The sequence below is a fragment of the Williamsia sp. SKLECPSW1 genome (assembly GCF_054332755.1).
This window is the reverse complement of record NZ_JBTGLI010000002.1, coordinates 517700-544110: the sequence shown is the minus strand read 5'-3', so window position 1 is coordinate 544110 and position 26411 is coordinate 517700. Positions and strand designations below refer to the sequence as shown.

General features: G+C 69.6%; 26 protein-coding genes. 24 read left to right on the top strand and 2 right to left on the bottom strand.

Going from position 1 to position 26411, the window contains the following annotated elements; genetic code table 11:
* Positions 1-8: 8 nt before the first annotated feature.
* From ACXVUM_RS18400 to ACXVUM_RS18355, 10 genes are all read left to right on the top strand, one after another.
* Positions 9-1508 carry an aldehyde dehydrogenase family protein gene (locus ACXVUM_RS18400; RefSeq protein WP_458523354.1) on the top strand — a complete coding sequence of 500 codons (1500 nt, stop codon included), beginning with the start codon at positions 9-11 and terminating at the stop codon, positions 1506-1508.
* Entirely contained in the window at positions 1505-3064 is a 1560-nt protein-coding gene (locus ACXVUM_RS18395; RefSeq protein ID WP_458523353.1) for an APC family permease, read from the top strand. The genes ACXVUM_RS18400 and ACXVUM_RS18395 overlap by 4 nt, the downstream gene beginning before the upstream one ends.
* On the top strand, positions 3049-4626 hold the full coding sequence (locus tag ACXVUM_RS18390; protein WP_458523352.1) for a GMC family oxidoreductase: 1578 nt from the start codon (positions 3049-3051) through the stop codon (positions 4624-4626). Before ACXVUM_RS18395 ends, ACXVUM_RS18390 begins: the two co-directional genes overlap by 16 nt.
* A gap of 47 nt (positions 4627-4673) precedes the next feature.
* Positions 4674-5426, top strand: coding sequence for a 4-hydroxy-tetrahydrodipicolinate reductase (dapB, locus tag ACXVUM_RS18385; protein WP_458523351.1), 753 nt, complete (start codon positions 4674-4676; stop codon positions 5424-5426).
* A gap of 5 nt (positions 5427-5431) precedes the next feature.
* A complete protein-coding gene (locus ACXVUM_RS18380; protein ID WP_458523350.1) occupies positions 5432-5923 on the top strand; it encodes a hypothetical protein in 492 nt (163 codons plus the stop codon).
* The gene (locus tag ACXVUM_RS18375) at positions 5920-6375 is read left to right on the top strand and encodes a flavodoxin family protein (protein WP_458523349.1); all 456 of its coding nucleotides are present in this window, start codon (positions 5920-5922) and stop codon (positions 6373-6375) included. The genes ACXVUM_RS18380 and ACXVUM_RS18375 overlap by 4 nt, the downstream gene beginning before the upstream one ends.
* A 74-nt stretch (positions 6376-6449) precedes the next feature.
* Positions 6450-7742: a DUF222 domain-containing protein gene (locus ACXVUM_RS18370; RefSeq protein WP_458523348.1), complete on the top strand. Its 1293-nt coding sequence runs from the start codon at positions 6450-6452 to the stop codon at positions 7740-7742.
* A gap of 120 nt (positions 7743-7862) precedes the next feature.
* The gene (locus ACXVUM_RS18365; protein WP_458523347.1) at positions 7863-8669 is read left to right on the top strand and encodes a thymidylate synthase; all 807 of its coding nucleotides are present in this window, start codon (positions 7863-7865) and stop codon (positions 8667-8669) included.
* On the top strand, positions 8666-9166 hold the full coding sequence (locus tag ACXVUM_RS18360) for a dihydrofolate reductase (RefSeq protein ID WP_458523346.1): 501 nt from the start codon (positions 8666-8668) through the stop codon (positions 9164-9166). Before ACXVUM_RS18365 ends, ACXVUM_RS18360 begins: the two co-directional genes overlap by 4 nt.
* Positions 9163-10404, top strand: coding sequence for a winged helix-turn-helix domain-containing protein (locus ACXVUM_RS18355; protein WP_458523345.1), 1242 nt, complete (start codon positions 9163-9165; stop codon positions 10402-10404). The genes ACXVUM_RS18360 and ACXVUM_RS18355 overlap by 4 nt, the downstream gene beginning before the upstream one ends.
* Positions 10405-10424: 20 nt before the next feature.
* Here the strand turns inward: ACXVUM_RS18355 and ACXVUM_RS18350 are convergent, their stop codons facing one another.
* The gene (locus ACXVUM_RS18350) at positions 10425-11204 is read right to left on the bottom strand and encodes a tyrosine-protein phosphatase (RefSeq protein WP_458523344.1); all 780 of its coding nucleotides are present in this window, start codon (positions 11202-11204) and stop codon (positions 10425-10427) included.
* Positions 11205-11350: 146 nt separating this feature from the next.
* On the opposite strand from ACXVUM_RS18350, the gene thyX reads away from it, so the two are divergent.
* From thyX to ACXVUM_RS18320, 6 genes are all read left to right on the top strand, one after another.
* Complete coding sequence (gene thyX / locus ACXVUM_RS18345; RefSeq protein WP_458523343.1) at positions 11351-12103, top strand: FAD-dependent thymidylate synthase; 753 nt, start codon at positions 11351-11353, stop codon at positions 12101-12103.
* Between the two features lie 95 nt (positions 12104-12198).
* Positions 12199-13104, top strand: a complete 906-nt coding sequence (dapA, locus tag ACXVUM_RS18340) for a 4-hydroxy-tetrahydrodipicolinate synthase (protein ID WP_458523342.1) — start codon at positions 12199-12201, stop codon at positions 13102-13104.
* Complete coding sequence (locus tag ACXVUM_RS18335) at positions 13101-15086, top strand: RNase J family beta-CASP ribonuclease (RefSeq protein ID WP_458523341.1); 1986 nt, start codon at positions 13101-13103, stop codon at positions 15084-15086. The genes dapA and ACXVUM_RS18335 overlap by 4 nt, the downstream gene beginning before the upstream one ends.
* A gap of 38 nt (positions 15087-15124) precedes the next feature.
* Positions 15125-15745 carry a TIGR03085 family metal-binding protein gene (locus ACXVUM_RS18330; RefSeq protein WP_458523340.1) on the top strand — a complete coding sequence of 207 codons (621 nt, stop codon included), beginning with the start codon at positions 15125-15127 and terminating at the stop codon, positions 15743-15745.
* Between the two features lie 91 nt (positions 15746-15836).
* Positions 15837-18668: a DNA translocase FtsK gene (locus ACXVUM_RS18325; RefSeq protein WP_458523339.1), complete on the top strand. Its 2832-nt coding sequence runs from the start codon at positions 15837-15839 to the stop codon at positions 18666-18668.
* 240 nt (positions 18669-18908) lie between these two features.
* The gene (locus tag ACXVUM_RS18320; protein WP_458523338.1) at positions 18909-19961 is read left to right on the top strand and encodes a TerC family protein; all 1053 of its coding nucleotides are present in this window, start codon (positions 18909-18911) and stop codon (positions 19959-19961) included.
* A 42-nt stretch (positions 19962-20003) separates the two neighbouring features.
* Here the strand turns inward: ACXVUM_RS18320 and ACXVUM_RS18315 are convergent, their stop codons facing one another.
* Complete coding sequence (locus tag ACXVUM_RS18315; RefSeq protein ID WP_458523562.1) at positions 20004-20513, bottom strand: amino-acid N-acetyltransferase; 510 nt, start codon at positions 20511-20513, stop codon at positions 20004-20006.
* A gap of 222 nt (positions 20514-20735) precedes the next feature.
* Between ACXVUM_RS18315 and pgsA the strand changes: the two genes are divergently transcribed.
* From pgsA to ACXVUM_RS18275, 8 genes are all read left to right on the top strand, one after another.
* Positions 20736-21365, top strand: coding sequence for a CDP-diacylglycerol--glycerol-3-phosphate 3-phosphatidyltransferase (gene pgsA / locus ACXVUM_RS18310; protein ID WP_458523337.1), 630 nt, complete (start codon positions 20736-20738; stop codon positions 21363-21365).
* A gap of 111 nt (positions 21366-21476) precedes the next feature.
* Positions 21477-21797 (top strand): helix-turn-helix domain-containing protein, encoded by a 321-nt coding sequence (locus ACXVUM_RS18305; protein WP_458523336.1) that lies wholly within the window; start codon positions 21477-21479, stop codon positions 21795-21797.
* 126 nt (positions 21798-21923) lie between these two features.
* The gene (locus tag ACXVUM_RS18300) at positions 21924-22730 is read left to right on the top strand and encodes a PspA/IM30 family protein (RefSeq protein ID WP_458523335.1); all 807 of its coding nucleotides are present in this window, start codon (positions 21924-21926) and stop codon (positions 22728-22730) included.
* Positions 22731-22852: 122 nt separating this feature from the next.
* The gene (locus ACXVUM_RS18295; RefSeq protein WP_458523334.1) at positions 22853-23059 is read left to right on the top strand and encodes a hypothetical protein; all 207 of its coding nucleotides are present in this window, start codon (positions 22853-22855) and stop codon (positions 23057-23059) included.
* Between the two features lie 47 nt (positions 23060-23106).
* Entirely contained in the window at positions 23107-24291 is a 1185-nt protein-coding gene (locus tag ACXVUM_RS18290) for a glycosyltransferase (RefSeq protein WP_458523333.1), read from the top strand.
* 16 nt (positions 24292-24307) lie between these two features.
* Positions 24308-24502 (top strand): DUF3046 domain-containing protein, encoded by a 195-nt coding sequence (locus tag ACXVUM_RS18285; protein ID WP_458523332.1) that lies wholly within the window; start codon positions 24308-24310, stop codon positions 24500-24502.
* A gap of 219 nt (positions 24503-24721) precedes the next feature.
* Positions 24722-25765, top strand: coding sequence for a recombinase RecA (gene recA, locus ACXVUM_RS18280; protein ID WP_458523331.1), 1044 nt, complete (start codon positions 24722-24724; stop codon positions 25763-25765).
* A gap of 20 nt (positions 25766-25785) precedes the next feature.
* Complete coding sequence (locus ACXVUM_RS18275) at positions 25786-26376, top strand: regulatory protein RecX (protein ID WP_458523330.1); 591 nt, start codon at positions 25786-25788, stop codon at positions 26374-26376.
* Positions 26377-26411: the final 35 nt, after the last annotated feature.

Genomic DNA, 26411 nt, shown 5'->3' with positions numbered 1-26411 from the left:
ATCGGTTCGTGGACGATCTGTACATCGACGGGGTCTGGCGCGCGGCCGCATCGGGGCGTACGCGGGCGGTGATCGACCCGGCCGACGGCAGCACCATCACCGAGGTGGCCGAGGCCGACCCGTCGGACGTCCGGGACGCGATCGTCGCCGCTCGTCGTGCCTTCGACACCTCGCCGTGGCCGGCGACACCGGTCGCCGAACGGTCCGCGCTGCTGCGTCGCGTCGCCGATCTGCTGCAGCGAGACCGCGAGAGCCTCGCCGAGACCGAGACCCGCGACACCGGCAAGACGCTCGCGGAGAGCCGGATCGACATCGACGACGTCACCGCCGTCTTCCGTTACTACGCCGACCTCGTCACCACCGTCGCCGACCGCGTCGTCGACGTGGGGGACCCGGCCGTGATCAGCCGCGTCGTGCGCGAGCCGATCGGCGTCTGTGTGCTGATCGCCCCATGGAACTATCCGTTGCTGCAGATCTCCTGGAAGGTGGCGCCTGCTCTCGCCGCGGGAGCGACGATGGTGGTCAAGCCCAGCGAGGTCACACCACTGACCACCATCGCGTTCACCCGGCTTCTCGTCGAGGCCGGGACACCCGCCGGCGTCGTCAACCTCGTGCTCGGTGCGGGCAGCGACCTCTCCGACGCGCTGAACGACGATCCCGACGTCGATCTCATCTCGTTCACCGGCGGACTCGCGACCGGGCAGGTGATCGCCGCGACCGCGGCGAGACACGTGACGCGCGTCCTCGTCGAACTCGGCGGGAAGAACCCCCACGTCGTCTTCGCCGACGCCTGCGGCACCGACGATCAGTTCGCGGCGACGGTGGACCAGGTGGTCACCGGTGTCTTCCTGCACTCCGGTCAGGTCTGTTCGGCGGGAACGCGCCTCATCGTGGAGGAGTCCGTCGCCGACCGACTGGTCGCCGCGGTCGCGACGCGTGCCGAGCGCATCGCGGTCGGGCCCGGGCGCGACCCCGAGAGCCGCACGGGTCCGCTCGTCTCCCAGCAGCAGCTCGACAAGATCGTGGACCATGTCGCGTCCGGGACGGCCGAGGGTGCGCGACTGGTGACCGGGGGACGTCGTCTCGACGACCCGGCCCGTGACGATCCACGACTGGCGGCGGGATACTTCTACGCGCCCACCGTGTTCGACCACTGCGATCGGTCCATGCGGATCGTCCAGGACGAGACGTTCGGGCCCATCCTCACCGTGGAGCGGTTCACCACCGAGGCGCAGGCCCTGGAACTGGCGAACGACACGCGGTACGGCCTCGCGGGCGGTGTCCGTACGGCCGATCCCGCACGCGCGGAGCGGTTCGCCCGGGGGATGCGCCACGGGACGGTGTGGATCAACGACTTCGGCTATTACACGCCGGCCGCCGAGTGGGGTGGATACGGGCGATCCGGGAACGGTCGCGAGCTCGGTCCGTCGGGATTGGCGGAATACCAGGAGACGAAACACATCTGGAACAACACGGCGGCGCCGACGGCAGGTTGGTTCGAACCATGACACAGACCGCGCCCGACACCGGCATGGAGCACTTCGGGTACAAGGAGAGTCTCGACCGGAGCATCGGCAAGTTCGCCAGCTTCGCTGCGGGTGTCAGCTACATCTCGATCCTGACCGGCACGTTCCAGCTGTTCTATTTCGGTTTCTCCACGGCGGGCGCCGCCTACCTGTGGTCGTGGCCGATCGTCTTCGTCGGTCAGCTGGCCGTCGCGCTGTGCTTCATGGAACTCGCGGCGAAGTACCCGATCGCCGGATCGGTGTACAACTGGGCGAAGATCCTCGGCACCAGGGCCATCGGGTGGTTCTCGGGCTGGATGATGCTCACCGCCTCCATCGTCACCATCTCCGCCGTCGTGCTGGCCGTCGACGCCACCCTGCCGCGGATCTGGAGCGGGTTCCGCATCGTCGGGAGCAGCGATCTCACCCAGGTGTCGCCGGAGAACGCGGTCTTTCTCGGCTCGATCCTGGTGCTCGCCACCACGGTGATCAACGCGTTCGGTGTGCGACTGATGTCGATCATCAACAGCACCGGGGTGTTCATCGAGCTCATCGCGGCCGTCCTCATCGCGGTGATCCTGGCGTTCAACATCAAGCGCACGCCGGCCGTGTTCTTCTCCGACAACGGTTACGGCGCAGGGGCCTCCGGCGGGTTCCTCGGTGCGTTCCTCGTCGCCTCACTGGCGTCGGGGTATGTGATGTACGGCTTCGACACCGCGTCGTCGCTGGGGGAGGAGACCACCGAGCCGCGCAAGACCGCGCCCACGGCGATCCTGCGGGCCATCCTCGCGTCGTTCGTCATCGGTGGCGCGATCCTGGTGTTCGCCGTGCTCGCCGCACCCGATCTGAACGACCCGGAGATCGGTGTGAAGTCCGGTGGCCTGCAGTACATCGTCGAGAAGGTGATGGTCTCGCCGCTCGGCACCATCTTCCTGATCTGCATCGTGATCGCGGTGTTCGTGTGCACGCTCGCTGTGCACACCGCCGCGATCCGCCTGACGTTCGCGATGGCCCGCGACAACGCGTTGCCCTTCGGTGAGCGGCTCGCCAAGGTCCACCCGCGCCTGAAGACCCCGGTCGTGCCGGCGGTGACCATCGGCGTCCTCGCCGTGCTCATCCTCGTGGTGAACATCAACTCGCCGCAGATCTTCACGGTCCTCACCTCGATCGCGATCATCATGATCTACATCGCCTATCTCATGGTGACCGCGCCGTTGCTGGTGAAGCGGTTCCGGGGTGAGTGGCCGCCGGAGGACCTGGCGGCAGGGCGCTACTTCTGCATGGGACGCTGGGGGCTCCCGGTCAACATCGTCGCCGTCGTGTGGGGGATCGCGATGGCCCTGAACCTGGCCTGGCCACGTGAGTCGGTCTACGGGCCGGGGTGGTACAACGCGTGGGGGGCGTTCATCTACATCGGGATCATCGCGGCGGCGGGATTCCTCTGGTACGCGACGGTCGGAGGTCGCGGCATCGGCACCCTGCGATCACACGCCGCGAGCAGCGTCGACGAGACACCCGCCGTCGGCACGACCGAGGAGGACACGTGGCCGACCCGTTGACCGACACCGCCGTCACCGCCGGGGAGTTCGACTACGTGATCCTCGGCGGTGGGACCGCCGGCTGCGTTCTCGCCGCACGTCTTTCGGAGGACCCGTCGGTGTCGGTGTGCCTCCTCGAGGCGGGGCCCAGTGATGTCGACGACCCGTCGGTGCTCGTCCTCACCGACTGGATGCACCTGCTCGACTCCGGATACGACTGGGACTACCCGATCGAGCCGCAGGGGCGTGGCAACAGCTTCATGCGGCATGCGCGGGCGAAGGTTCTCGGTGGATGTTCGTCGCACAACTCGTGTATCGCGTTCTGGCCACCGGCCGAGTATCTCGACGAGTGGGAACAGATGGGGCTCACCGGATGGGGCTCGGCTCAGGTCCATCCGCTGACGCGACGGCTGGAGAACAACGACGCCCCCGGCGACCACGGACACGACGGCCCCGTACGGTTGCGCGACGTCCCACCGCTGGATCCCTGCGGGACTGCGCTTCTCGAGGCGGCCGCGGCGGTCGGGCTGCCGACCGTCGGGTTCAACCGCGGTGAGACGGTGCGCAACGGGGCCGGGTGGTTCCAGATCAACGCCGGCGAGGACGGCACGCGCATGTCGACCTCGCATGCCTATCTGCACCCGATCATGGGACGTCGGCCGAATCTCGAGGTCCGCACCGGGTGTTGGGTCCAGGAGATCCTGTTCGACGGCACCACCGCGACCGGCGCGCGGTATCAGCGTCCCGACCTCACCGGCTTCGACGTCGTGGGCGCCCGCCGTGAGGTGATCGTGACCGCCGGTGCGATCGACACCCCGAAGCTGTTGATGCTGTCCGGGATCGGGCCCGCGGAGCAGCTGCGGGAGTTCGGCATCGATGTGCGCGTCGACTCACCGGGTGTGGGGGAGAATCTCGACGACCACGTCGAGGGCCTCGTGTTCTGGGAGGCCGCCAGGCCGATGGTCACCAGCTCCAGCCAGTGGTGGGAGATCGGCGTGTTCGCCACCACCGACCCTCACCTGTCGCTGCCGGACGTGATGATGCACTACGGCAGCGTCCCGTTCGACATGAACACGCTGCGGTGGGGATACCCCACCACCGACAACGGCTTCTGCCTCACCCCGAACGTCACCCAGGGCCGATCACGAGGCACGGTGAGGCTGCGCAGCCGGGACTTCCGGGACAGGGCCCGGGTCGATCCGAGGTACTTCACCGACCCCGATCACCACGACGAACGCGTGATGACCGCGGGGATCCGACTGGCCAGGACGATCGCCGAGCAGGATGCGTTGCGCGGGTGGGTCGCCCGCGAGCTCGCGCCCGGCCCGGACGCCGTGTCCGACGACGATCTCGTCGACTACATGCACAAGACGCACAACACCGTCTACCACCCGGCCGCGACCGCACGGATGGGCGCCGACGGTGACCCGATGGCGGTGCTCGACCCGCAACTGCGCGTGCGCGGGACGCAGCGCCTACGTGTCGTCGACGCCTCGGCGATGCCGAAGCTCCCCACGGTGAACCCGAACATCACGGTCATGACGATGGCCGAGAAGTGCGCGGACCTGATCCGGGGCGGCTGAACGCACGGGCGTGGCCTGGCGTCGGGGCCGTGGGGGATCATGGACCCATGAGTGAGCGAATCCGCGTCGGTGTGTTCGGCAGCGACGGCAAGGTGGGGCAGGCCGTCGTCGAGGCGGTCGGTGCGGCCGACGACCTCGAGTTCACGGTCGGCATCGACAAGGGTGACGACCGGTCGGCGCTCGTCGAGTCGGGCACGCAGGTCGTCGTCGACTTCACCCACCCGTCGGTCGTCATGGACAACCTCGAGTTCCTGATCGACAACGGCATCCATGCCGTCGTCGGCACCACCGGCTTCGACGACGATCGCCTCGCACAGGTGCGCCAGTGGCTCGACGACTCGCCGGGTACCGGAGTGCTGATCGCCCCCAACTTCGCCATCGGGGCGGTTCTGTCCATGCGGTTCGCCGCGGCCGCCGCCCGCTTCTACGACTCCGTGGAGGTGATCGAACTCCACCACCCGCACAAGGCCGATGCGCCGTCGGGGACCGCCTACCGCACGGCCCGGATGATCGCCGCCGCCCGTGCCGAGGCCGGCAGCCCGGCCATGCCCGACGCGACATCGGAGGAACTCGACGGCGCCCGTGGAGCCGACGTCGAGGGCGTACGGGTCCACTCGGTGCGGGTTGCCGGACTGGTCGCCCACCAGGAGGTGCTCCTGGGCACGCAGGGTGAGACGCTCACGATCCGACACGACTCGATCGACCGCTCGTCGTTCGCGCCCGGCGTGCTCCTCGGTGTGCGACAGATCGGAACCCGGCCCGGGCTCACCGTCGGCCTCGACGACCTGCTCGACCTCTGATCCCGATGGCCCGCAGGGATTTCTACACCCGCGACTCGCGTCCGATCGTCCTGACGATCCTGGTGATCCTCGTCCTGCTCGCGGTGTACATCGTGCTGCTCGGCGTGCGCGGCGTCCAGCTGATCGAGGACGGTGGCGTCGTCGGCGTGGGCCTCGGGATCGGTGTGCTCCTGTTGCCGCTGCTGGGCATCTGGATGGCCGTCACGACGGTGCGCGCAGGGATCACGCACCAGCAACTCGCTCGGCGTGCCCGCGAGGAGGGCCGCGAGCTCGACGTCTCCGCGCTGCCGCGGCGTCCGTCGGGTCGGATCGAACGTGACGCCGCCGACGACCTGTTCGCGCAGGTGCGGGTCGAATGGGAGGCCGACCCGGAGAACTGGCGGAACACCTATCGGATCGCACGCGCCTACGACTACGCGGGTGACCGCACCAGAGCACGCCAGATGATGAAACGTGCTGTCGCGCAGGAGAAGACAGAGCGGGAGGGATCGGTGTGAGCCGTCTGCTCATCGTGCACCACACGCCGTCCCCGCACTGCCAGGCGATGTTCGAGGCCGTCGTCTCCGGTGCGACCGACGACGAGATCACCGGGGTCGAGGTCATCCGGCGCCCGGCGCTGACCGTCTCGCCCGTCGAGTGGCTCGAGGCCGACGCCTGTGTGCTCGGTACACCGGCGAACCTCGGTTACATCTCCGGGGCTCTCAAACACGCCTTCGACGTCAGCTACTACCAGCTCCTCGATGCGACCCGCGGTCGGCCGTTCGGGCTCTACCTCCACGGCAACGAGGGGACCGAGGGCGCCGAACGCGCGGTCGACTCGATCACCACGGGACTCGGCTGGACGCGGGTGGCGCAGACGGTCGTCGCCTCCGGCGCGCCGGACAAGGCCGATCTCGAGGCGTGCTGGGAACTCGGTGCGACCGTGGCGGCCCAGATCATGGATTCATAGCTCCGCTACAGCGAAGTGCACATTTGTTCAGATCGGCCCTTGACGTCTGAACGGTACACGGTAGAGTCGAATGTATGTTCGATTCCGTGGTGGAGGCGGCTGATCGCCTTGCTGATGCCGTCCGCGAGTGTGGTGACACTCCCGCCGATGATGACGTGCTGGTGGCAGGGCTGCGGGCGGCGGTCGCGGCACGTAACGCTGCCGATGGCCTGCTGGTGCGGGTGACCGGGGAGATCGAGTGCCGCGGTACCGCGAAGCGATTCGGGATGTCGGTGCGCGAACTGCTGCGCCGCCACGGATGTGTTCCGGTGGTGGCGTCGCGGGCGATCCGGCTCGGGCGGGCGATCGTGCATCTGCCGGTGGTGGCTCGGCATGTGCGGGACGGGTCGCTGTCGGCGGAGTCCGCCGACGCGATCGCCCGCGGGGTACGCCACGTGGCGGTGCGAGCACGGTCGCCGTTGGGGTCCGGGCTGGCGGTGGAGACCGAGGCGGTGTTGATCGGGCACGCCCTTGCGGGACGGTCGCCGGTGGAGATCGCGGACCGTGCGCGGGCCATCGCACTCGAGCACGAACCCGAGACAGAGGAGTCGGAGGAGCCGGTGACGCCGGTCGCTGAGGACGCCGCATTGAATGAGGTGTCGTGGGTGCAGCGTGAGGATGGCCGGTTGGCGGGGTCGTTCGATCTGGACGTCGTGACCGGGGAGCGGTTGATCTCGTGTGTCGACACCGCATCCCGCCCGAAGCCACTCCCGGACGGGACGCCGGATCTGCGGTCGGCGGCGCAGCGGCGAGCCGATGCGTTCGTTCAAGTGGTCGAAGCCGCCTCCCGGGCCCTCGGTGATGGCGGCCTGGTGGCGCCGGCGCGCACGGAGATCCTGCTGACCGTCCCGGCGACGACCGACGAATGCTGTGGGGTGACACCCGCGGGCCCGGCGCATCTGCAGTGGATGGGCTCGGTGACCGATCAGGCGGTGTCGCTGCTGGCGTGCGACGCCTCGGTCACCCGCATCGCGGTCGATGTCGACGCCGCACCGGTCGACATCTCACCCGCGGCGCGACTGTTCACCGGCCGCACCCGCAAGGCGATCGTCGCCCGCGACGAGTGCTGCATCAAGTGCGGTGATCCGGCGTCGTGGACCGACGTCCACCACATCGTCTACCACTCCCAGGGTGGGCCGACCACCTGTGACAACGGGTGTCTGCTGTGCCGGACCTGCCACGTCGCGGTGCATCAGCAGGGGTGGGAGATCGTGATGGGCCCCGACCGTCACCCCTGGATCCGACCACCTGCGTCGGTGGACCCGCGCCGCGAACTCCACCCCGCCTACAACCGACGCACACTGCGGCTCGACAGGATCGCCGCCTGACCAGCCGGCACTTCCCAGCACCTGCGGGTGAGCAGGACCGCATCGGTACCTTGACAACTTCACAGTGTGAGGCGGCGCGCCCTCGAGGGCTCCCGCCAGGGCTGATGGCCCTCTCGTAGGATGAACGCGATGATCGCGACCCCGTACGAGGACCTCCTGCGCGACGTGCTGTCGTCCGGCACGCCCAAGTCCGACCGGACCGGCACCGGGACCCGCAGCGTGTTCGGACGGCAGATGCGCTGGGACCTCGCCGAGGGTTTCCCGTTGATCACCACCAAGCGGGTTCACCTGAAGTCGATCGTCTACGAATTGCTGTGGTTCCTGCGCGGCGACTCCAACGTGCGCTGGCTCCAGGAACGCGGTGTCACCATCTGGGACGAGTGGGCTGACGCGAACGGCGAACTCGGGCCGGTCTACGGCGTCCAGTGGCGGAGCTGGCCGACCCCGTCGGGCGACCACGTCGACCAGATCACCGCGGCGCTCGAGCTCCTGCGCAGCGATCCCGACTCCCGTCGCAACATCGTGTCGGCGTGGAACGTGGGGGAGATCCCGCAGATGGCCCTACCGCCGTGCCACGCGTTCTTCCAGTTCTACGTGGCCGACGGGAAGCTCTCCTGCCAGCTCTACCAGCGGTCCGCCGACCTCTTCCTCGGCGTCCCGTTCAACATCGCGTCCTACGCGCTGCTCACCCACATGATGGCGGCGCAGGCCGGACTCGAGGTGGGTGACTTCGTGTGGACCGGCGGGGACTGCCACATCTACGACAACCACGTCGATCAGGTCACCGAGCAGCTCTCCCGCGACCCGTACCCGTACCCGACACTGCGACTCGCTCCCCGGGATTCGTTGTTCGCCTACACCTTCGACGACATCCAGGTCGTCGACTACCAGCACCACCCGGCCATCAAGGCACCCGTCGCGGTATGACCATCGCGCTGATCTGGGCGGCCGACCGCGCCGGGGCGATCGGGAGCGACAACACCATCCCGTGGCGGGTCCCCGAGGACCAGAGACGGTTCCGCGAACTCACCACCGGCCACCCGGTCATCATGGGTCGACGCACCTGGGACTCGCTACCGCCGAGGTTTCGACCGCTGCCGCACCGCCACAACATCGTCGTGACCCGGGACGAGGCATGGTCGGCCGAGGGCGCGACCACCGCGGGTGACCTCGACCGCGCACTGGGGACGGCCCGCGGCGAGGACGAGACAGTGGTGGTCCTCGGGGGTGCCCAGATCTACGCGCTGGCGATGCCGCACGCGGACACACTCTGGATCACCGACATCGACGTGACCATCGACGCCCCCGACGCGTTCGCCCCGCCGGTGGACGAGGCCGACTGGGACACCGTCGCCGACCACGGGTGGCAGACGTCGACCACGGGGATCCGCTACCGCTACCGCGACCTGGCCCGCCGCGGATGACGGCGTCCCCGCAGCCGCAGCGCACCCTGACCCTCGCCGCGGCCCGTCGAACAGCGCTCGCAGCACAGGGTTTCGCCGACGCCGCACCGACCGGGCCCGCGACACGTCGTCATCTCCGTCGCGTCGTCGACCGCCTGGGACTGCTGCAGATGGACTCGGTGAACGTCGCGGTGCGCGCGCACTACATGCCGGTGTTCAGCAGGCTCGGGCCGTATGACACCGGACTCCTCGACGAGGCGGCCTGGCGGTCGACGGCCCGCCGTCCGCGGATGCTCACCGAGTACTGGGCACACGAGGCCGCCCTCATCGACGTCGACGACTGGCCGCTGTTCGGGTGGCGGATGGCGGACTACCGATTCGGCCGCTACTCGCGCGCGGAGACGGAGAGCCCCTCGCAGACGCGGCTGCGCGCAGAGGTCCGGGCCGCGGTTGCCGACCTCGGCCCCGCCACCGGCGGGATGCTCGAAGAAGCCCTCGGCCGCCGACGCGAAGGACCCCGACGCGGATCCTGGTGGGACCGCAGCGAGGTGAAGCACACCTGCGAGGTGATGCTCGCCGCCGGCGAACTCACCGCCGTCCGTGACGAGACGTTCGCCCGCCACTACGACCTCGCCGAGCGGATCGTGGGGGAGGAGCGGGTCGCCCGGCAGGTGCCTCGCGACGAGGCCGTCGATGCCCTCGTCCGACGGGCGGCCGCAGCCCTCGGCGTGGCCACCGAGGTCGATCTGCGGGACTACTTCCGGCTACCCGTGTCCGACGCCCGAGAATCCGTGGCACGACTCGTCGAAACCGGCGACCTGATCCCGGTGACAGTCCGCGGATGGGATGCGATCGCCTACCTCGACCCCGCTGCGCGCACCCCACGACGGGTGACGGCGTCGGCGCTCCTCGCGCCCTTCGACCCGCTGGTCTTCTTCCGGCCCCGCCTGGCTCGACTGTTCGGGATGGACTACCGCATCGAGATCTATGTCCCGGAACCGAGACGAGTCCACGGATACTACGTCTTCCCCTACCTCTGGAACGAGACCGTGGGCGCCCGTGTCGATCTCAAACACGACCGCGCCGATCGTGTGCTCCGCGTGCAGGCATCCCACGCGGAGGACGACGTCGACCGCGGTGCGCTCTCACAAGCGCTGGCGGTCGATTTGCGGACCATGGCCGGATGGCTCGGCGCCGACGACGTCGTGGTCGCCGACCGCGGCGACCTCGCGCGCCAACTCGACCACGCCCTTCGCTGAGCGGGCGTCCGTCCGTGCATTCAGGCCAGCAGGGCGCCCCGTAGCTGCGCGAGGACCGCGTCGTCGAGGCCGAGGCCACGGTGGACATAGCCGTCCATGCCGCCGTATCGCGAGTCGACCAATCGCCACGACGTCCGGAGCAGGCCGAGGTTCACACCGTTGATGCCGTCGCGCGGCGAGGCGTGGCGATAGGTGTTGCTGGCGAGGTAATCCGACTCGATGGTCCCGCGCCCGACACCCAGGATCTCGAGCAGCACAGCCGACACCCACCCGGTCCGGTCCTTCCCGGCGGTGCAGTGGATGAGCACCCGGTGTCCGGCCGCCGTGACCGCGGCGACGTCCCGGAGCGTCGCGGCGATCTGTGCTCGCGCCCCCGGGTCCGTCACCAAGGCGCGGTACGACGCGGGCAGGTCGATCAGCGTGGTGACCGGTGTGCGTCCCAACACGTCCCGATCGCGGACTGCCGCGCCGGGAACCGGTCGGTCCGGCTGCAGAGCGCGCTCGACACCGGTCCGCAGGTCGACGATCACCTCGACGTCCCGCCGCTGCAGCACGCCGACATCGGCCGCCGTGAGCTGCGACAGGTTGTCACTGCGGATCACCTGGTCGTCGACGACGCGTCCGCCGGTGCCGACGTACCCCGCAAGGGTCCGCGCGTTCGGTGCCCCCGTCAGGTGCAACGAACGGTCCACCGTCGGCGCGGGTGCCGCATCGGCCGCTGCGGCACCGAGGACGCCGAGGACCAGCGCCACCGCGACGAGCACGGCAGTCGTGGTCGTCCGGATCGGTCGAGCGATCATCGCCATCCCTTTCGTCGTCGCCACCTCGCGATCGAGTGTGCACCGTCGGCGGCAGTGTGTGTCCACGTGAGGGCGGATGTCCGTCGCAGAGGGGTCTCGGGGGACAATCGACGTCGTCGCGAGAGGCGCGAGCGAGGAGTGTGACGGTGTCGGAGATGGTCGGTCTGTCCGTGCGACTGGTGGCCCACAGCGAGTTCCACCCGCCCGCCGACGTCGACTGGGAGACCGATGCCGCCGCCGGTGAGGCGCTCGTGGAGTTCGCCGGCCGCGCCTGCTACCAGAGCTGGGACAAGCCGAACCCGCGGACCGCGACCAACGCCGGCTATCTGCGCCACATCCTCGAGGTCGGGCACCTGTCGCTGCTCGAACACGCGACGGTGACCTTCTACATCACCGGCATCTCCCGGTCGTGCACCCACGAGCTGATCCGCCACCGCCACTTCTCCTACTCGCAGCTCTCGCAGCGCTTCGTCCCCGAACACGACTCGAACGTGGTGGCCCCGCCCGCGATCGCCGGCGACCCCGAGCTCGAGGCGCTGTTCACCGCCGCCACCGACGCCTCCCGCGCCGCCTACACCGAGCTGCTGGGAGCGCTCGAGGCGAAGTTCGCCGACGTCCCGAACGCCATCCTGCGACGTAAACAGGCACGTCAGGCGGCGCGATCGGTGCTGCCGAACGCGACCGAGACCAAGATCGTCGTGACCGGCAACTACCGGGCGTGGCGGCACTTCGTCGGCATGCGCGCGACCGAACACGCCGACGTCGAGATCCGACACCTCGCGGTGGAATGCCTCCGCCAGCTCGTCACCCTCGCACCCACGGTCTTCGGTGACTTCGAGATCGGGACGCTCGCCGACGGCACCGAGGTCGCCACCTCGCCCTACGTCGTCGACGCGTGAGCGATGGACCCGGCGCACGGACCCGCAGCTCGACGCGCCGGTCGGCGGGTGGGCTGTTCGTGGACGAGCGCCCGCGGGCGGTAGCCTTTCCCACCATGAACAGCGCCCCTGCCCTGCACGGGCCGCACCCGTTCGGAACGGTGGGTGTGGCGATGGTGACGCCGTTCCATCCCGACGGTTCCCTGGACATCCCGCGGTCCGTCGAGCTGGCCGAACACCTCGTCTCGCGGGGCGTGGACGGTCTCGTCATCTCGGGCACGACAGGGGAGTCGCCGACCACCACCGTCGACGAGAAGCTGGACCTGCTGTCGGCCGTCGTCGAGGCGGTCGGGGACCGCGCCCGCATCACCCAGGGCGCGGGCAGCTACGACACGGCCGAGAGCATCCGCTTCTCCGTGGAGGCCCACAAGCGTGGCGCCCACGGTCTGCTGGTCGTGACGCCGTACTACTCGCGGCCACCGCAGACCGGCCTGCTGGCGCACTTCACCGCCATCGCCGACGCGACGCCACTGCCGGTGCTGCTCTACGACATCCCGCCGCGATCGGTGATCCCGATCGAGCACCGCACCCTGCTCGAGCTGGCCCGCCATCCGAACATCGTCGGAGTCAAGGACGCCAAGGGCGATCTCAACTCCGCGGCATCGCTCATCGCCGACGCCGGACTGGAGTACCTGTCCGGCGAGGACGCACTCAACCTGCCGTGGCTGGCCGTCGGCGCCAGCGGATTCGTCTCGGTCATCGGGCACCTCGTCCCCGACCGCCTGCGCGATCTCCTCGACGCGGTCACGAAGGGAGACATGGTCACCGCACGAGAGCTGAACATCTCGATGATCCCGCTCGTCAACGCCATGGGACGCCTCGGTGGCGTGACGATGGTGAAGGCGGCACTGCGGATCCTCGGCATCGACGTCGGCGACCCCCGTCTCCCGCAGGTACCTGCCACCGGGCCCCAGATCGAGCAGCTCATCGCCGATCTGCGTGCCGCGCAGGTGCTCTCGTGACCCATCCGCCCAACCGTCGTCGCAAGCGCGCCAGCCGTCCCACCGGTCCGCCCGCACCCGAGCCGACGCAGCCCACCGCCCCGCCGGAACCGGCGCAGGCCGCCACGCCGCCGGAGACCGCAGCCGCCGACCCAGCACCGGAGAAGGCGCAGAAGGCCGAGAAGTCCGCGGGCGCACCGTCCGCGCGCACACCGAAGAACTCCGGCCCCCGTCGCCGCCAGCCACGCCCGGCCTCGGTCGAACCGTCCCGCGACCGCGCCCCGCGTCCCGCGTCGCAGCCTGTCGGTGACGCCATGGACCGACTCGGCACACCACGCAAGCTGCCTCGTCGCGGTCTGCGTGTCGTCGCCCTCGGCGGCATCGGTGAGATCGGCCGCAACATGACCGTCTTCGAGTACGACGGCAAGCTGCTGATCGTCGACTGCGGTGTCCTCTTCCCCGAGGACCAGCAGCCCGGCGTCGACCTGATCCTCCCGGACTTCCGGTACATCGAGGACCGCATGGACGACGTCGAGGCGATCATCCTCACGCACGGTCACGAGGACCACATCGGTGCCGTGCCGTTCCTGCTGCGGCTGCGCGGCGACATCCCGGTCGTGGGTTCACGATTCACCCTCGCGCTCCTCGCCGCGAAATGCCGCGAGCACCGTCAGCGGCCGACGCTCGTGCAGATCGCCGAGGGCGACAGCACGAACCACGGTCCGTTCGAGTGCGAGTACTTCGCGGTCAACCACTCGATCCCCGACGCGATCGCCGTGGCCATCCGGACCCCGGCGGGCGTCGTGCTGCACACCGGCGACATCAAGCTCGACCAGCTGCCGCTCGACGGTCGCCTCACCGACCTGGCCGGTTTCAGCCGTCTCGGCGACGAGGGTGTCGACCTGTTCCTCGTCGACTCCACCAACGCCGAGGTGCCCGGGTTCGTCACCCCGGAACGCAACATCGGCGGCGTCCTGGACACCGTCATCGGCAAGGCCCGTCAGCGGGTCATCGTCGCGTCCTTCGCGAGCCACGTGCACCGCATCCAGCAGGTCGTCGACGTCGCCGCGGCCCACGACCGGCGGATCTGTTTCGTCGGGCGGTCGATGGTCCGCAACATGCAGATCGCACAGGACCTCGGTTACCTCTCCGTACCCGACGGCGTCGTCGTCGACATGGACACGGCGGCAACGCTTCCCGATCACCGCGTCGTCCTCGTCTCCACGGGCTCGCAGGGTGAACCGCTGTCCGCGCTGTCGCGCATGGCCCGCGGCGAGCACCGCCAGATCAACATCCACGCCGACGACCTGGTCGTCCTGGCGTCGTCGCTGATCCCGGGCAACGAGAACTCGGTGTTCACCGTCGTGAACGGTCTCGCCAAGCGGGGTGCGACGGTCGTGACGCAGGCCAGCGCGAAGGTCCACGTGTCCGGTCACGCCTCGGCCGGCGAGCTGTTGTACCTGTACAACGCGGTGCGTCCCCGCAACGCGATGCCGGTGCACGGCGAGTGGCGACACCTGCGCGCCAACGCGGCGCTCGCCGAGGCCACAGGGGTGGACCCCGAACGCGTCGTCCTCGCCGAGGACGGTGTCGTCGTCGACCTCGTCGACGGGGTGGCGACCATCGTCGGCCGCGTCCCGGTCGGCCACGTCTACGTCGACGGACTCTCCGTCGGCGACGTGGGGGAGTCGACGCTCTCCGAACGTCTGGTGCTCGGCGAAGGCGGATTCATCGCGATCACCGTCGTCATCGACTCCACCGACGGCCACCTCGTCAGCACCCCCGAGGTGTCGGGTCGCGGCTTCTCCGACGATCCGACCGCGCTCAAGGATGCGGCGGCGCTGGTGCACTCCGCGCTCGCCGACCTCGCCGCCGAGCGCGTCACCGACACCCACCGCATCGCCCAGTCGATCCGACGGACCGTCGGGCGGTGGGTCGGCGACACCTACCGCCGGCGGCCGATGATCGTCCCGACCGTGCTGAGCGTGTCCGACCAGCGCTGATCGCCGACGGCGACGCGACGGACCGATAGTCTCGGTCCATGAGTGCCGTCGCCGACGAACGTGCAGCCCTCGCCGAGACCTTCCGTGAGACCGGTCCCGACGCGCCCACTCTGTGCTCGGGGTGGACCACCCGGGACCTCCTCGCGCACCTGGTGGTCCGGGAGAGTCGACCGGATGCGTCGCCGGGGATCCTGATCCCGTTCCTGGCCGGGTACACCGAACGCGTCCAGAACTCCTACGCCCGCGGTGACTACGACGCCCTGGTGACGCGGTTCGCCGGTGGACCGCCCGTGTGGTCGCCGTTCCGGCTGGTCGAGGGCCTGGCGAACACCGCGGAGTTCTTCGTCCACCATGAGGACGTCCGCCGTGCCGTCGCCGGCTGGGAACCCCGCACCCTGCCGACCGAGCTGCGATCGGCCCTGGTGACGACACTGCGGCGGATCGGGAAGCCGACGTTGCGGTCCGTCCCGGCCCGGGTCACCCTCGCCGACCCCGTCGAGGGTGAGTTGGTGACCACCGGGTCGGGACCCGCGGTCACCATCACCGGTGACGTGGGTGAGCTGCTCGTCTTCGCCTTCGGTCGTGACGCGGCCCGACTGGACTTCGACGGGCCCACCGACGCCGTCGACACCGTGCGCGGGGCCTCGCGCGGCATCTGACACCGAGCCACATCACGAATCAGACACACCGCCCGTGTGGCCGGTGAGGTGGACGGGGCTTCTGTGACGGATGCGGTTTATCCTGAGCGGCATGAGCCCCAAGTCGACGGCCCGCGGGTCCGCTGCGTCCACCTCGCAGTCGAAGGCCGCCTCGGGACGCCGCGCCACCGCGTCCCGCCGTGGCGGCACCACCGCCACCGCCTCCACCAGGAGCCGATCGACCACCTCCCGCGGCGCGTCGTCACGATCCTCGGCCCGGTCGGGTGCGGGCGCCCGGTCCGGGTCACGGTCCCCGGCCACACGGTCGACCTCCGCCACCCGGGCGACCTCCACCCGCCGCGGCACGGCGACGATGGTCGACGACCGCGTCGACAACGCCGCAGCCGGGCGATCGGCCGCGCGTGCGGTCGGGCGGGGAGTCGGTCGTGGACTCGGCGCCGGCTGGATGGCCATGGCCCGTGGTGTGGGGTCGATCGCACGGGTCGGGGCGCATCCCGACGCCGGCCCGGACGAGCGTGAGCTCGACCTCGCCGACGATCTCGACCCGGTCGACGACCCGTCGGAGCCGGCGGACTCCGCCACCGTCGTCACCGGCCGTCCCGCTCCCACCGGCCACCGCCGCGACGGCGTCGCCCTCGGCCTGATCGCCGCGGCGATCCTCGTCGGCGCCTCGGTGTGGCTGCACGCCGCGGGGCCGGTCGGAGCGTTCGTCGACACCCTGGTCCGCGCGATCGTCGGATCGGGTGCGGTCGTCGTCCCCGTCCTCGCCGTGGTCGCCGCGGTGGCCCTCATGCGTCGTGGGCCCAACCCGGCCGACCGCGGGCGACGGATCGGCGTGGTGCTGCTGATCGGCCTCCCGGTCCTGGGTCTGTGGCATCTCGTCGCGGGGGCGCCGATCGACTTCGACGGCCGGCTGCGCGCCGGCGGGTTCCTCGGGTTCGCCGCGGCGGGACCGCTGACGGCCGGGCTGACCGCCTGGGTCTCCGTCCCGATCCTGCTGCTGTGCATGGTGTTCGGCGTCCTGCTGGCACTGCGTATGACGGTCCGTGAGGCGATCACCCGTGCCGGGGAGTACCTCGGCATCGGTCACCGGCACCCGGCGGACGACTACGCCGACGACTGGTACGACGACGACCCGCAGGCGCTCGACGACGGACTGCCCGTCGACGAGCCCGCCGGCTACGGCGACGACCCGTACGACAACTACCCGCCCGACCCGCCTGCCGACCGCTATCGACCGGTGACCGCGAGCGAGGCCCTGACCGAACCCGTCATCGACGACTCCGCCGACGCCGCGTCGCCGGAGCAGGTCACCGAGGTCCTCCCGCGACGGCGTCGGACACCGGCGAAGAAGACCCCTGCGGCCACGCCCTCGGCCCCGCCGGCGGCAGCGGCCGTCGCCGACACCGACGAGCTGGTGGAACGCGCCGTCGACGGTGACTACCGCCTCCCGCCGGCCTCACTGCTCGTCGACGGTGACCCGCCGCGGACACGCAGCGCGTCCAACGACGACATGATCGACCGCATCAGCGCGGTGCTCGACCAGTTCAAGATCGACGCCGCCGTCACCGGCTTCACCCGCGGCCCGACGGTCACCCGCTACGAGGTCGAGCTCGGGCCCGGTGTGAAGGTCGAGAAGATCACCGCGCTGGCCCGCAACATCGCCTACGCCGCCGCCACCGACAACGTCCGGCTGCTCGCGCCCATCCCCGGCAAGTCGGCCGTGGGCATCGAGGTGCCCAACACCGACCGCGAGATGGTGCGCCTCGCCGACGTGCTCAAGGCGCCCACCACGCGCAAGGACAAGCACCCGCTGGTCATCGGCCTCGGCAAGGACATCGAGGGCGACTTCGTCTCGGCCAACCTCGCGAAGATGCCGCACCTGCTCGTCGCCGGGTCCACCGGCTCGGGCAAGTCGAGCTTCGTCAACTCCATGCTCGTGTCGTTGCTGACCCGCGCGACCCCCGACGACGTGCGGATGATCCTCATCGACCCGAAGATGGTCGAGCTCACGCCGTACGAGGGCATCCCGCACCTGATCACGCCGATCATCACCCAGCCGAAGAAGGCCGCCGCAGCGCTGGCGTGGCTGGTCGAGGAGATGGAGCAGCGCTACCAGGACATGAAGGCGTCGCGCGTCCGGCACATCGACGACTTCAACGCCAAGGTGCGGTCGGGCGAGATCACCACGCCGCTCGGGTCGCAGCGCGTGTACCGCCCCTATCCCTACATCCTCGCGATCGTCGACGAGCTCGCCGACCTGATGATGACGGCCCCGAAGGACGTCGAGGACGCGATCGTCCGGATCACGCAGAAGGCGCGCGCCGCCGGCATCCACCTGGTCCTGGCCACCCAGCGTCCGTCGGTCGACGTGGTGACCGGTCTCATCAAGACCAACGTCCCGTCGCGACTGGCGTTCGCGACTTCGTCGCTGACGGACTCGCGGGTCATCCTCGACCAGCCCGGCGCCGAGAAGCTCATCGGTATGGGTGACGGACTGTTCATCCCGATGGGGGCGAACCGGCCGATCCGCATGCAGGGTGCGTTCATCACCGACGAGGAGATCGCGGCGGTCGTCGACTTCGCCAAGGAGCAGGCGCAGCCGCAGTACGACGAGGGTGTCACCACACAGAAGGCGTCCGACGCCAAGGACATCGACGCCGACATCGGCGGGGACCTCGACGACCTGCTGCAGGCCATCGAACTCGTCGTGTCCAGCCAGTTCGGGTCGACGTCGATGCTGCAGCGCAAACTGCGCGTCGGCTTCGCCAAGGCGGGCCGCCTGATGGACCTGATGGAGACCCGCGGTGTCGTCGGACCCAGTGAGGGATCGAAGGCCCGCGAGGTGCTCGTCAAGCCCGAGGACCTGGCCGGTGTGATGGCCTCGATCCGTGGTGGCGTCGCGGGCGACGAGGACGAATGACGGCATCGTCCGAATCCGCTCACCTCTGACCTGCGACGATGCACGCGTGACCAACCAAAGGTAAAGTGGTCTTTGCTTTCGAGGGGAGTATCCCTGTCGCGGCAGTCTCGTCAATACGTTCACGGGTGTACCCGGTGCCGATCACCGGAGAACGCGCGTGTTCCGGGATGTCGGCCCGATCGATGATCGGGTGGGAGAGACCTCTGGCGCCCTTGCATGGAGAGCTGGAGGAATCCTGTCGTGAACGTGTCCCTGACCGTCTGGCTGGTCACCATCGTGGTGATCGCCGGACTGTTCGTCTTCGACTTCTTCGCCCACGTCCGCACACCACACGCACCGTCGCTCAAGGAGTCCGGTGCCTGGTCCGCGGTCTACATCACCATCGCGCTGATCTTCGGCGGTTTCGTGTGGTGGCAGTGGGGCGGCACCTACGGCGGTGAGTACTACGCCGGCTTCATCACCGAGAAGGCCCTCTCGGTGGACAACCTCTTCGTCTTCGTCATCATCATGGCGAAGTTCGCGGTGCCCCGGGAGTACCAGCAGAAGGTCCTCCTGCTCGGCATCGTCATGGCGCTGGTGATGCGCGGCGCGTTCATCGCCGTCGGTGCGGCTGCCATCAACGCCTACAGCTGGGTCTTCTACCTCTTCGGCGCCTTCCTCATCTACACCGCGGTCAAGCTGATCCGGGAGGCGACGTCGTCGGAGGACGAGGACGTCGAGGCCGACAGCGCCATCATGAAGTTCGTCAAGAAGTACCTGCGCACCACCGACGAGTACAACCGCGACAAGCTGTTCACCAAGATCAACGGCAAGCGTCTCGCCACCCCGATGCTCATGGTGCTCATCGTCATCGGCTTCACCGACGTGCTCTTCGCGCTCGACTCCATCCCCGCCATCTACGGTCTCACCACCGAGCCGTACATCGTGTTCACCGCCAACGCCTTCGCCCTGATGGGCCTGCGGCAGCTGTTCTTCCTGCTCGACGGACTGCTCGACAAGCTCGTGTTCCTGTCGTGGGGACTGTCGATCATCCTCGGCTTCATCGGCGTGAAGCTGGTGCTGCACGCCCTGCACGAGAACACCCTGCCGTTCCTCAACGGCGGCGAGGCGATCACGGTCCCCGAGTTCTCGACGGGCCTGTCGCTGACCATCATCGTCGGCGTCCTGGTGGTCACCACCGTGGCGAGCCTCCTCAAGTCCCGATCGGACTCGCGGCGCGACGGCGACGGACCCACCCCGCCCTCGGATCCGCACGTCCCGACCTCGACCGCGCCGTCGGGTCGCGACGCCTGACAGGTCCACGGACGGCGACGACGCCCGTGGTGCTCGCGCCCCTCAGTCGAGGGTCGCGAGCATCCGGGTGTTGCCGAGGGTGTTCGGTTTGACGTAGCTGAGATCGAGGAACTCCGCGACACCCGCGTCGTAGGAGCGGCACATCTCCTCGTAGACCTCCGCGGTCACCGGGGTGCCGTCGATCTCGACGAAGCCGTGACGGCCGAAGAACTCGGTCTCGAAGGTCAGGACGAACACGCGCGTCAACTGCAGGTCCCGCGCGGAGGCCAGCAGACGGTCGACGATGCGATGGCCGATGCCGTGGCCGACGCAGGCGGTGTCGACGGCCACCGTGCGGACCTCGCCGAGATCGGCCCAGAGGACGTGCAGTGCGCCGCACCCCACGACGACCCCGCCGACCTCGGCGACCCAGAACTCCTGCACCGCCTCGTAGAGGGTCACCAGGTTCTTCTCGAGCAGGATCCGACCGGCGTACATGTCGATGATCTCTTTGACACGACCCACATCCGACGTGCGCGCGCGGCGGATGACCACGTCGCCGGGTCGCGACATCGACGGGTCCGACACGACCGGGTGCGGGTCGTCTGCCATGCGCGACACAGTAATCGGTGACCTGCGCGGTACCGGGGCTCGACCGGCCGATAGGGTCGTCCCCGTGGGTGACGCGCGACACGGGACGATCGACGGTGATCGTGGACTGTGCCCGACACTCTCCGCGCCCGGCTCGGGTGAGGCCCCGGCACCCCGACCGGCCCCCGTCCCGGGACACCGGCGATGACCGACCGCCTGCGCAACTCGATGCGGGCCCGCCACGACGACCCCATCTCCGATCCGGTCAGTGACGTCCCCGTCGTCAACCTCGCCAACGCGCTCACCGTCTTCCGCATCGTGCTGGTGCCGGTGTTCCTGGTGACGCTGTTCGTCGACGGCGGACACGACCCGGTGTGGCGGGTCGTCGCCTGGGTGGTGTTCGCGGTGGCGGCGGTCACCGACCAGATCGACGGCCGGATCGCACGCAGCCGCGGCCTGGTCACCGACTTCGGCAAGATGGCCGACCCGATCGCCGACAAGGCACTGATCGGTGCGGCACTCGTCGGGCTGTCGCTGCTCGCCGATCTCGCCTGGTGGGTCACCGTGCTGATCATCGTGCGCGAGCTCGGCGTCACGGCCCTGCGGTTCTGGGTCCTGCGACACGCGATCATCCCGGCCAGTCGCGGTGGCAAGCTCAAGACGCTCCTGCAGGCCGTGGCCATCGGCCTCTACATCCTCCCGCTGCCCGAGCCGGTGCACTGGGCGGCGGTCGTGGTGATGGCTGCCGCGATCGTCATGACCGTCGTGACCGGCATGGACTACGTGTGGCGCGCGGTCCGCGTCCGCGCCGACGGGCGCCGCCGACAGGCGTGAGCGCACACGTCCGGCGGCGTCGGATCGCCCCGACTAGAGTCGTCCGAACCTCCCGGGAACGCATCGCGGGCATCGAGCGTTCCACCGGGTGAGGTCGGAGGAGGACCGCACATGGCAGCGTTGTTACGCGAGGCACTCGGCGACAGTCTTCGCCGTGTCCGCATCGACCAGGGCCGCACCCTGCGTCAGGTCTCGACCGACGCCCGCGTGAGCCTGGGCTATCTGTCGGAGATCGAGCGCGGCCAGAAGGAGGCGTCCAGCGAACTGCTGGCGTCGATCTGCGGTGCCCTGCGCGTCGAGATCGGTGACGTCGTGAGCGACGCCGGGGCCGCGATGCGCCGTGCCGCCGTCGGCTCGGACTCGCGTATCGATCCCGTCACCAAGGTCGTCATCCCGGCGCCCGCCGAGTCGGGGGCACTCACCGCCGCGTGATCACCGCGGTGCGTCCCACGCACCGTTCGTGTGGTCACCGTCGCCACGCCCGCTAGATTGGAGGGCACGATGCGGCGCGGGCCCGCGAGGTCCGCCGACCGCGGCTCATCGAGGACAGGGGCATCCATGCCGAACCCATTCGTCAAGGCCTGGCGATACATGATGGCCTACGGGAACGCCACCATCGACGAGAAGGCCGACCCGAAGATCCAGATCCAGCAGGCCATCGAGGACGCGCAGCGTCAGCACCAGGCGCTCTCGCAGCAGGCTGCCAACGTCATCGGCAACCAGCGCCAGTTGGAGATGAAGCTCAACCGTCAGCTCGAGGACGTCGAGAAGCTCAACGCCAACACCCGCCAGGCGTTGACCCTCGCCGATCAGGCGACCGCCTCCGGCGACCCGGCGAAGGCCGCCGAGTACACCAACGCCGCCGAGGCCTTCGCGGCGCAGCTCGTCACCGCCGAGCAGGGTGTGGAGGACCTCAAGACCCTGCACGACCAGTCGCTGCAGGCGGCCGCGCAGGCCAAGCAGGCCGTCGAGCAGAACTCGGCGCGGCTGCAGCAGAAGCTCGCCGAGCGCACGAAGCTCCTCTCGCAGCTCGAGCAGGCGAAGATGCAGGAGCAGGTGTCGACCTCGTTGCAGCAGATGAGCGAGCTCTCCGCGCCGGGCAACACCCCCAGCCTCGAGCAGGTCCGCGACAAGATCGAACGCCGCTACGCGACCGCCCTCGGGTCCGCCGAGTTGTCCCGCAACACCGTCGGCGGCCGCATGGCGGAGGTGCAGCAGGCGTCCGTGCAGATGGCCGGCCACTCCCGCCTGGAGCAGATCCGGGCGAACATGAAGGGCGAGCTGCCGTCCGGCTCCGGTGGGTCGTCCACGCCCGGCATCGAGAACGGCCGTACGGACCTGACGAAGGGCCCCGAGAACGCCTGATCGCGACGCCGGGGGACGTCTCGGGGGAGTCCCCGATCTTTCCCCCGGATCCCGCACACACCGGTGACATCGCGTCGGCCGGGCGGGAGTCTGGGTGCACGGACCGGCGAGCGTCGCCGGGCGTGACCTGGAGGAGCACCGTCATGTGGTGGAAGATCGCACTGGCCGTGGTGGCCGTCTGGCTGCTGTTCGGACTCGTCGTGGCGTTGGTGAAAGGTGCCGCCGCGCTGGCTGTTCTCGCTCTCGTCGTGATCGGGGCCCTCACCGTGTACCGCTGGGCGACCCGCTCGTCGGGCGGTGCCGCGAAGGCCGACGACCCGCTCGTCTGAGAGTTCCCGGCCCGGCAGGAGGGCCGTCCCCGGCAGGAGGATGCACGATGCGCGTCGCTGTGGTCGCGGGACCCGATGCGGGACACGCGATCCCGGCGACAGCCCTCGCTCGGCGCCTCGCCGCCGCCGGCGACGACGTCGTGGTGTTCACTGGGACGGAGTGGTCGGCGCGGTGGCGGACGCGGACCGAGGCCGACCGCAGGGTGTCGCTCCTGCCGCTGCCCGGACTGCACCGCACGGACGGCGACGACCTCGACGCCGGCGCCCGGCTCAGCGTCCGGGCCGCCACGATGACGACCGACCTGCTCGGCCCCCTCGCCGAGGTGGACGCGGATCTCGTGGTCGGCGACGTCATCACCGTGTGCGGCGGATGGGCCGCCGAGACACTCGGCATCCCGTGGGTGGAGCTCTCCCCGCACCCGTTGTACGAGCCCTCGCGGGGTCTGCCGCCGATCGGCAGCGGCCTGGCCCCCGGGACAGGGCTCCGCGGACGCGTACGGGACACGATCATGCGCACCCTCACCGCCCGCTCCCGGGCGGTGGGTGAGCGGCAGCGCGGCGAGGCACGGGCCACCATCGGGTTGCCACCCGAGGCGCCCGGACCCGCCGCCCGGCTCGTCGCCACCCTCCCGGTGCTCGAGGTCCCGCGTCCCGACTGGCCGCCGCGCACCCACGTCGTCGGCCCGTTGCTGTGGGAGCCGACCGACGAGGTGTTCGCGCCACCGCCGGGTGACGGTCGGATCGTCGTCGTCGCGCCCTCCACCGCGGCCACCGGCGTCCCGGACCTGGTGGTCACCGCACTCGCGGCGCTCGACCCCGACGTGACGGGAACGGATGTGCGGGTGGTGATCTCGGCACTGGAGGTGGAAGTCGGCGCGCTACCGGACTGGGCGGTCGCCGGGACCGCTCGACAGGACGAGTTGCTGACGCACGCGGACATGGTCGTGTGCGGCGGAGGGCACGGGATGCTGGCGAAGAGCCTCTCGGCCGGTGTGCCCGTCGTCGCGGTCCCCGGTGGCGGGGATCAGTGGGAGCTGGCCAACCGGGTCCGCCGGGCCGGCGTCGGGGCCTGCGTGCGGCCCCTCGGTGTCGAGACCCTCCGTGCGGCCTGTCTCGACGTGCTCGCCGACCCGGCGATCGCCGATGCCGCCCGTCGGGCCGCGGACGGGCTCGATCGCGTCGAGGATCCGGTCGCCGTGTGCCATGCGGTGATCGCCGCCCGCCGGAGGTGATTAGGCTCGGGAGACGATGCGTCTCACCGAGTTCACCGAGCTGATGTACACCGAGTTCGGCACCATCGCCGCGGAGTCCATGCTGCGCGACCACGTGTTCGTCGAGTTCGACGGCCGCACCGGTGCCCGCGCGCTGGACGACGGCGTCGACCCCAAGGCTGTCTGGCTGGCCTACTGCCGCGAGTTCGACGTCCCCCGCGACCGCTGGTGACGGCGACACGCCCCGCGTGTCGCACCCACAGCTCGAACGCGTGTTCGGATATCGTGGTCTCTGTTCGGTCCCGACACCGACCGCGGTCATCCACAGATGGTCGTGGTCCACAGCCCGGACCGCCGCCGACGGCGAGATTGTCGGTGGTCGGTCCTAGCGTGACCCACAACAGCAGGACGACCGGCTCGTAGACGGGCCGCACGAGACCCGAGGAGCATCATGGCAACCGCACCGCAGGACCGCGAGAAGGCCCTCGATCTGGCGCTGGCCCAGATCGACAAGAACTTCGGCAAGGGATCGGTGATGCGCCTCGGGGACGAGGTGCGCCCGCCGATCGAGGTCATCCCGACCGGGTCCATCGCGCTCGACGTCGCGCTGGGCATCGGCGGTCTGCCCCGTGGCCGTGTCGTGGAGATCTACGGGCCGGAGTCGTCGGGCAAGACGACGGTCGCCCTGCACGCGGTGGCCAACGCCCAGGCCAACGGCGGTATCGCCGCCTTCGTCGACGCCGAGCACGCCCTCGACCCCGACTACGCCGCGAAGCTCGGTGTCGACACCGACGCCCTGCTGGTGTCCCAGCCGGACACCGGTGAGCAGGCGCTCGAGATCGCCGACATGCTGATCCGCTCGGGTGCGCTCGACATCCTCGTCATCGACTCGGTCGCCGCTCTGGTGCCGCGTGCGGAGATCGAGGGCGAGATGGGTGACAGCCACGTCGGTCTGCAGGCCCGCCTGATGAGTCAGGCGCTGCGCAAGATGACCGGTGCGATGAACAACTCGAAGACCACGGTCATCTTCATCAACCAGCTGCGCGAGAAGATCGGCGTGATGTTCGGCTCGCCCGAGACCACCACCGGCGGCAAGGCGTTGAAGTTCTACGCCTCGGTGCGCCTGGACATCCGTCGTATCGAGACACTCAAGGACGGCACGGACGCGGTCGGCAGCCGCACCCGCGTCAAGGTGGTCAAGAACAAGGTGTCCCCGCCGTTCAAGCAGGCCGAGTTCGACATCCTCTACGGCCACGGCATCAGCCGCGAGGGCTCGCTCATCGATCTCGGTGTGGCCGAGGGATTCATCCGCAAGTCCGGCTCGTGGTTCACCTACGAGGGTGACCAGCTCGGGCAGGGCAAGGAGAACGCCCGCAAGTTCCTGATCGAGAACGTCGACATCCGCGAGGAGATCGAGAAGAAGATCAAGGAGAAGCTGGGTATCGGAGCCGTCCTCGACGCCGACGAGATCGCCCCGGCGCCCGTCGACTTCTGACCTCCTGCCGCCGGAGCGACATGGTGGATCCACACGCCATCGACCACCTGCGGTCGGCGACCGAGGAGATCGTCGCCAGACCCCGTGTCGACCCGTCCGGGTCGGCGCGGGGTCCCGGCGAGAAGGACCGTGACGGTCCGTCTGCGTGGGACAGTGCGCTGCGTCCGCTCGGAGTGCGGGCGCGGTCGTGCTCGGAGATGCGGACCCGGTTGCTGGACAAGGATTTCCCGCCTGCCGAGGTCGAGCGAACCCTCACCCGTCTGACCGCCACGGGTCTCCTCGACGACGCCGATTTCGCACGGCAGTGGGTCGAATCGCGACACCGCAACAACGGACGAGGACGCATCGCCTTGCGCGACGAGTTGCGCACCAAGGGCGTGGACCCTGCCGTCGCGGAGAACGCGTTGTCGCTCGTCGACGACGACGACGAACGTGCACGCGCGAAAGAACTCCTCGCCCGCAAGGTGGGCTCGTTGTCCGCCGCCGACGTGGCGGACCGCGCTGACCGCGATCGGCACACCCGTCGCCTGGTGGCGATGCTGGCCCGGCGCGGCTACCCGGCGACCATCGCGTTCGATCTGGTGCGCGCGGCCCTCGCCGACCTGGGGTGACGTCGGCGCTCAGCCGGCGAGGCGACCGGCGCGGG

Bases quoted from the DNA above. Each gene is read 5' to 3' on its own strand.
- ACXVUM_RS18395 (WP_458523353.1), top strand. From the start codon at position 1,505: ATGACACAGACCGCGCCCGACACCGGCATGGAGCACTTCGGGTACAAG.
- dapB (WP_458523351.1), top strand. From the start codon at position 4,674: ATGAGTGAGCGAATCCGCGTCGGTGTGTTCGGCAGCGACGGCAAGGTG.
- ACXVUM_RS18380 (WP_458523350.1), top strand. From the start codon at position 5,432: ATGGCCCGCAGGGATTTCTACACCCGCGACTCGCGTCCGATCGTCCTG.
- ACXVUM_RS18370 (WP_458523348.1), top strand. From the start codon at position 6,450: ATGTTCGATTCCGTGGTGGAGGCGGCTGATCGCCTTGCTGATGCCGTC.
- ACXVUM_RS18365 (WP_458523347.1), top strand. From the start codon at position 7,863: ATGAACGCGATGATCGCGACCCCGTACGAGGACCTCCTGCGCGACGTG.
- ACXVUM_RS18360 (WP_458523346.1), top strand. From the start codon at position 8,666: ATGACCATCGCGCTGATCTGGGCGGCCGACCGCGCCGGGGCGATCGGG.
- ACXVUM_RS18355 (WP_458523345.1), top strand. From the start codon at position 9,163: ATGACGGCGTCCCCGCAGCCGCAGCGCACCCTGACCCTCGCCGCGGCC.
- ACXVUM_RS18350 (WP_458523344.1), bottom strand. From the start codon at position 11,204: ATGATCGCTCGACCGATCCGGACGACCACGACTGCCGTGCTCGTCGCG.
- dapA (WP_458523342.1), top strand. From the start codon at position 12,199: ATGAACAGCGCCCCTGCCCTGCACGGGCCGCACCCGTTCGGAACGGTG.
- ACXVUM_RS18330 (WP_458523340.1), top strand. From the start codon at position 15,125: ATGAGTGCCGTCGCCGACGAACGTGCAGCCCTCGCCGAGACCTTCCGT.
- ACXVUM_RS18325 (WP_458523339.1), top strand. From the start codon at position 15,837: ATGAGCCCCAAGTCGACGGCCCGCGGGTCCGCTGCGTCCACCTCGCAG.
- ACXVUM_RS18315 (WP_458523562.1), bottom strand. From the start codon at position 20,513: ATGTCGCGACCCGGCGACGTGGTCATCCGCCGCGCGCGCACGTCGGAT.
- pgsA (WP_458523337.1), top strand. From the start codon at position 20,736: ATGACCGACCGCCTGCGCAACTCGATGCGGGCCCGCCACGACGACCCC.
- ACXVUM_RS18305 (WP_458523336.1), top strand. From the start codon at position 21,477: ATGGCAGCGTTGTTACGCGAGGCACTCGGCGACAGTCTTCGCCGTGTC.
- ACXVUM_RS18300 (WP_458523335.1), top strand. From the start codon at position 21,924: ATGCCGAACCCATTCGTCAAGGCCTGGCGATACATGATGGCCTACGGG.
- ACXVUM_RS18290 (WP_458523333.1), top strand. From the start codon at position 23,107: ATGCGCGTCGCTGTGGTCGCGGGACCCGATGCGGGACACGCGATCCCG.
- ACXVUM_RS18285 (WP_458523332.1), top strand. From the start codon at position 24,308: ATGCGTCTCACCGAGTTCACCGAGCTGATGTACACCGAGTTCGGCACC.
- recA (WP_458523331.1), top strand. From the start codon at position 24,722: ATGGCAACCGCACCGCAGGACCGCGAGAAGGCCCTCGATCTGGCGCTG.
- ACXVUM_RS18275 (WP_458523330.1), top strand. From the start codon at position 25,786: ATGGTGGATCCACACGCCATCGACCACCTGCGGTCGGCGACCGAGGAG.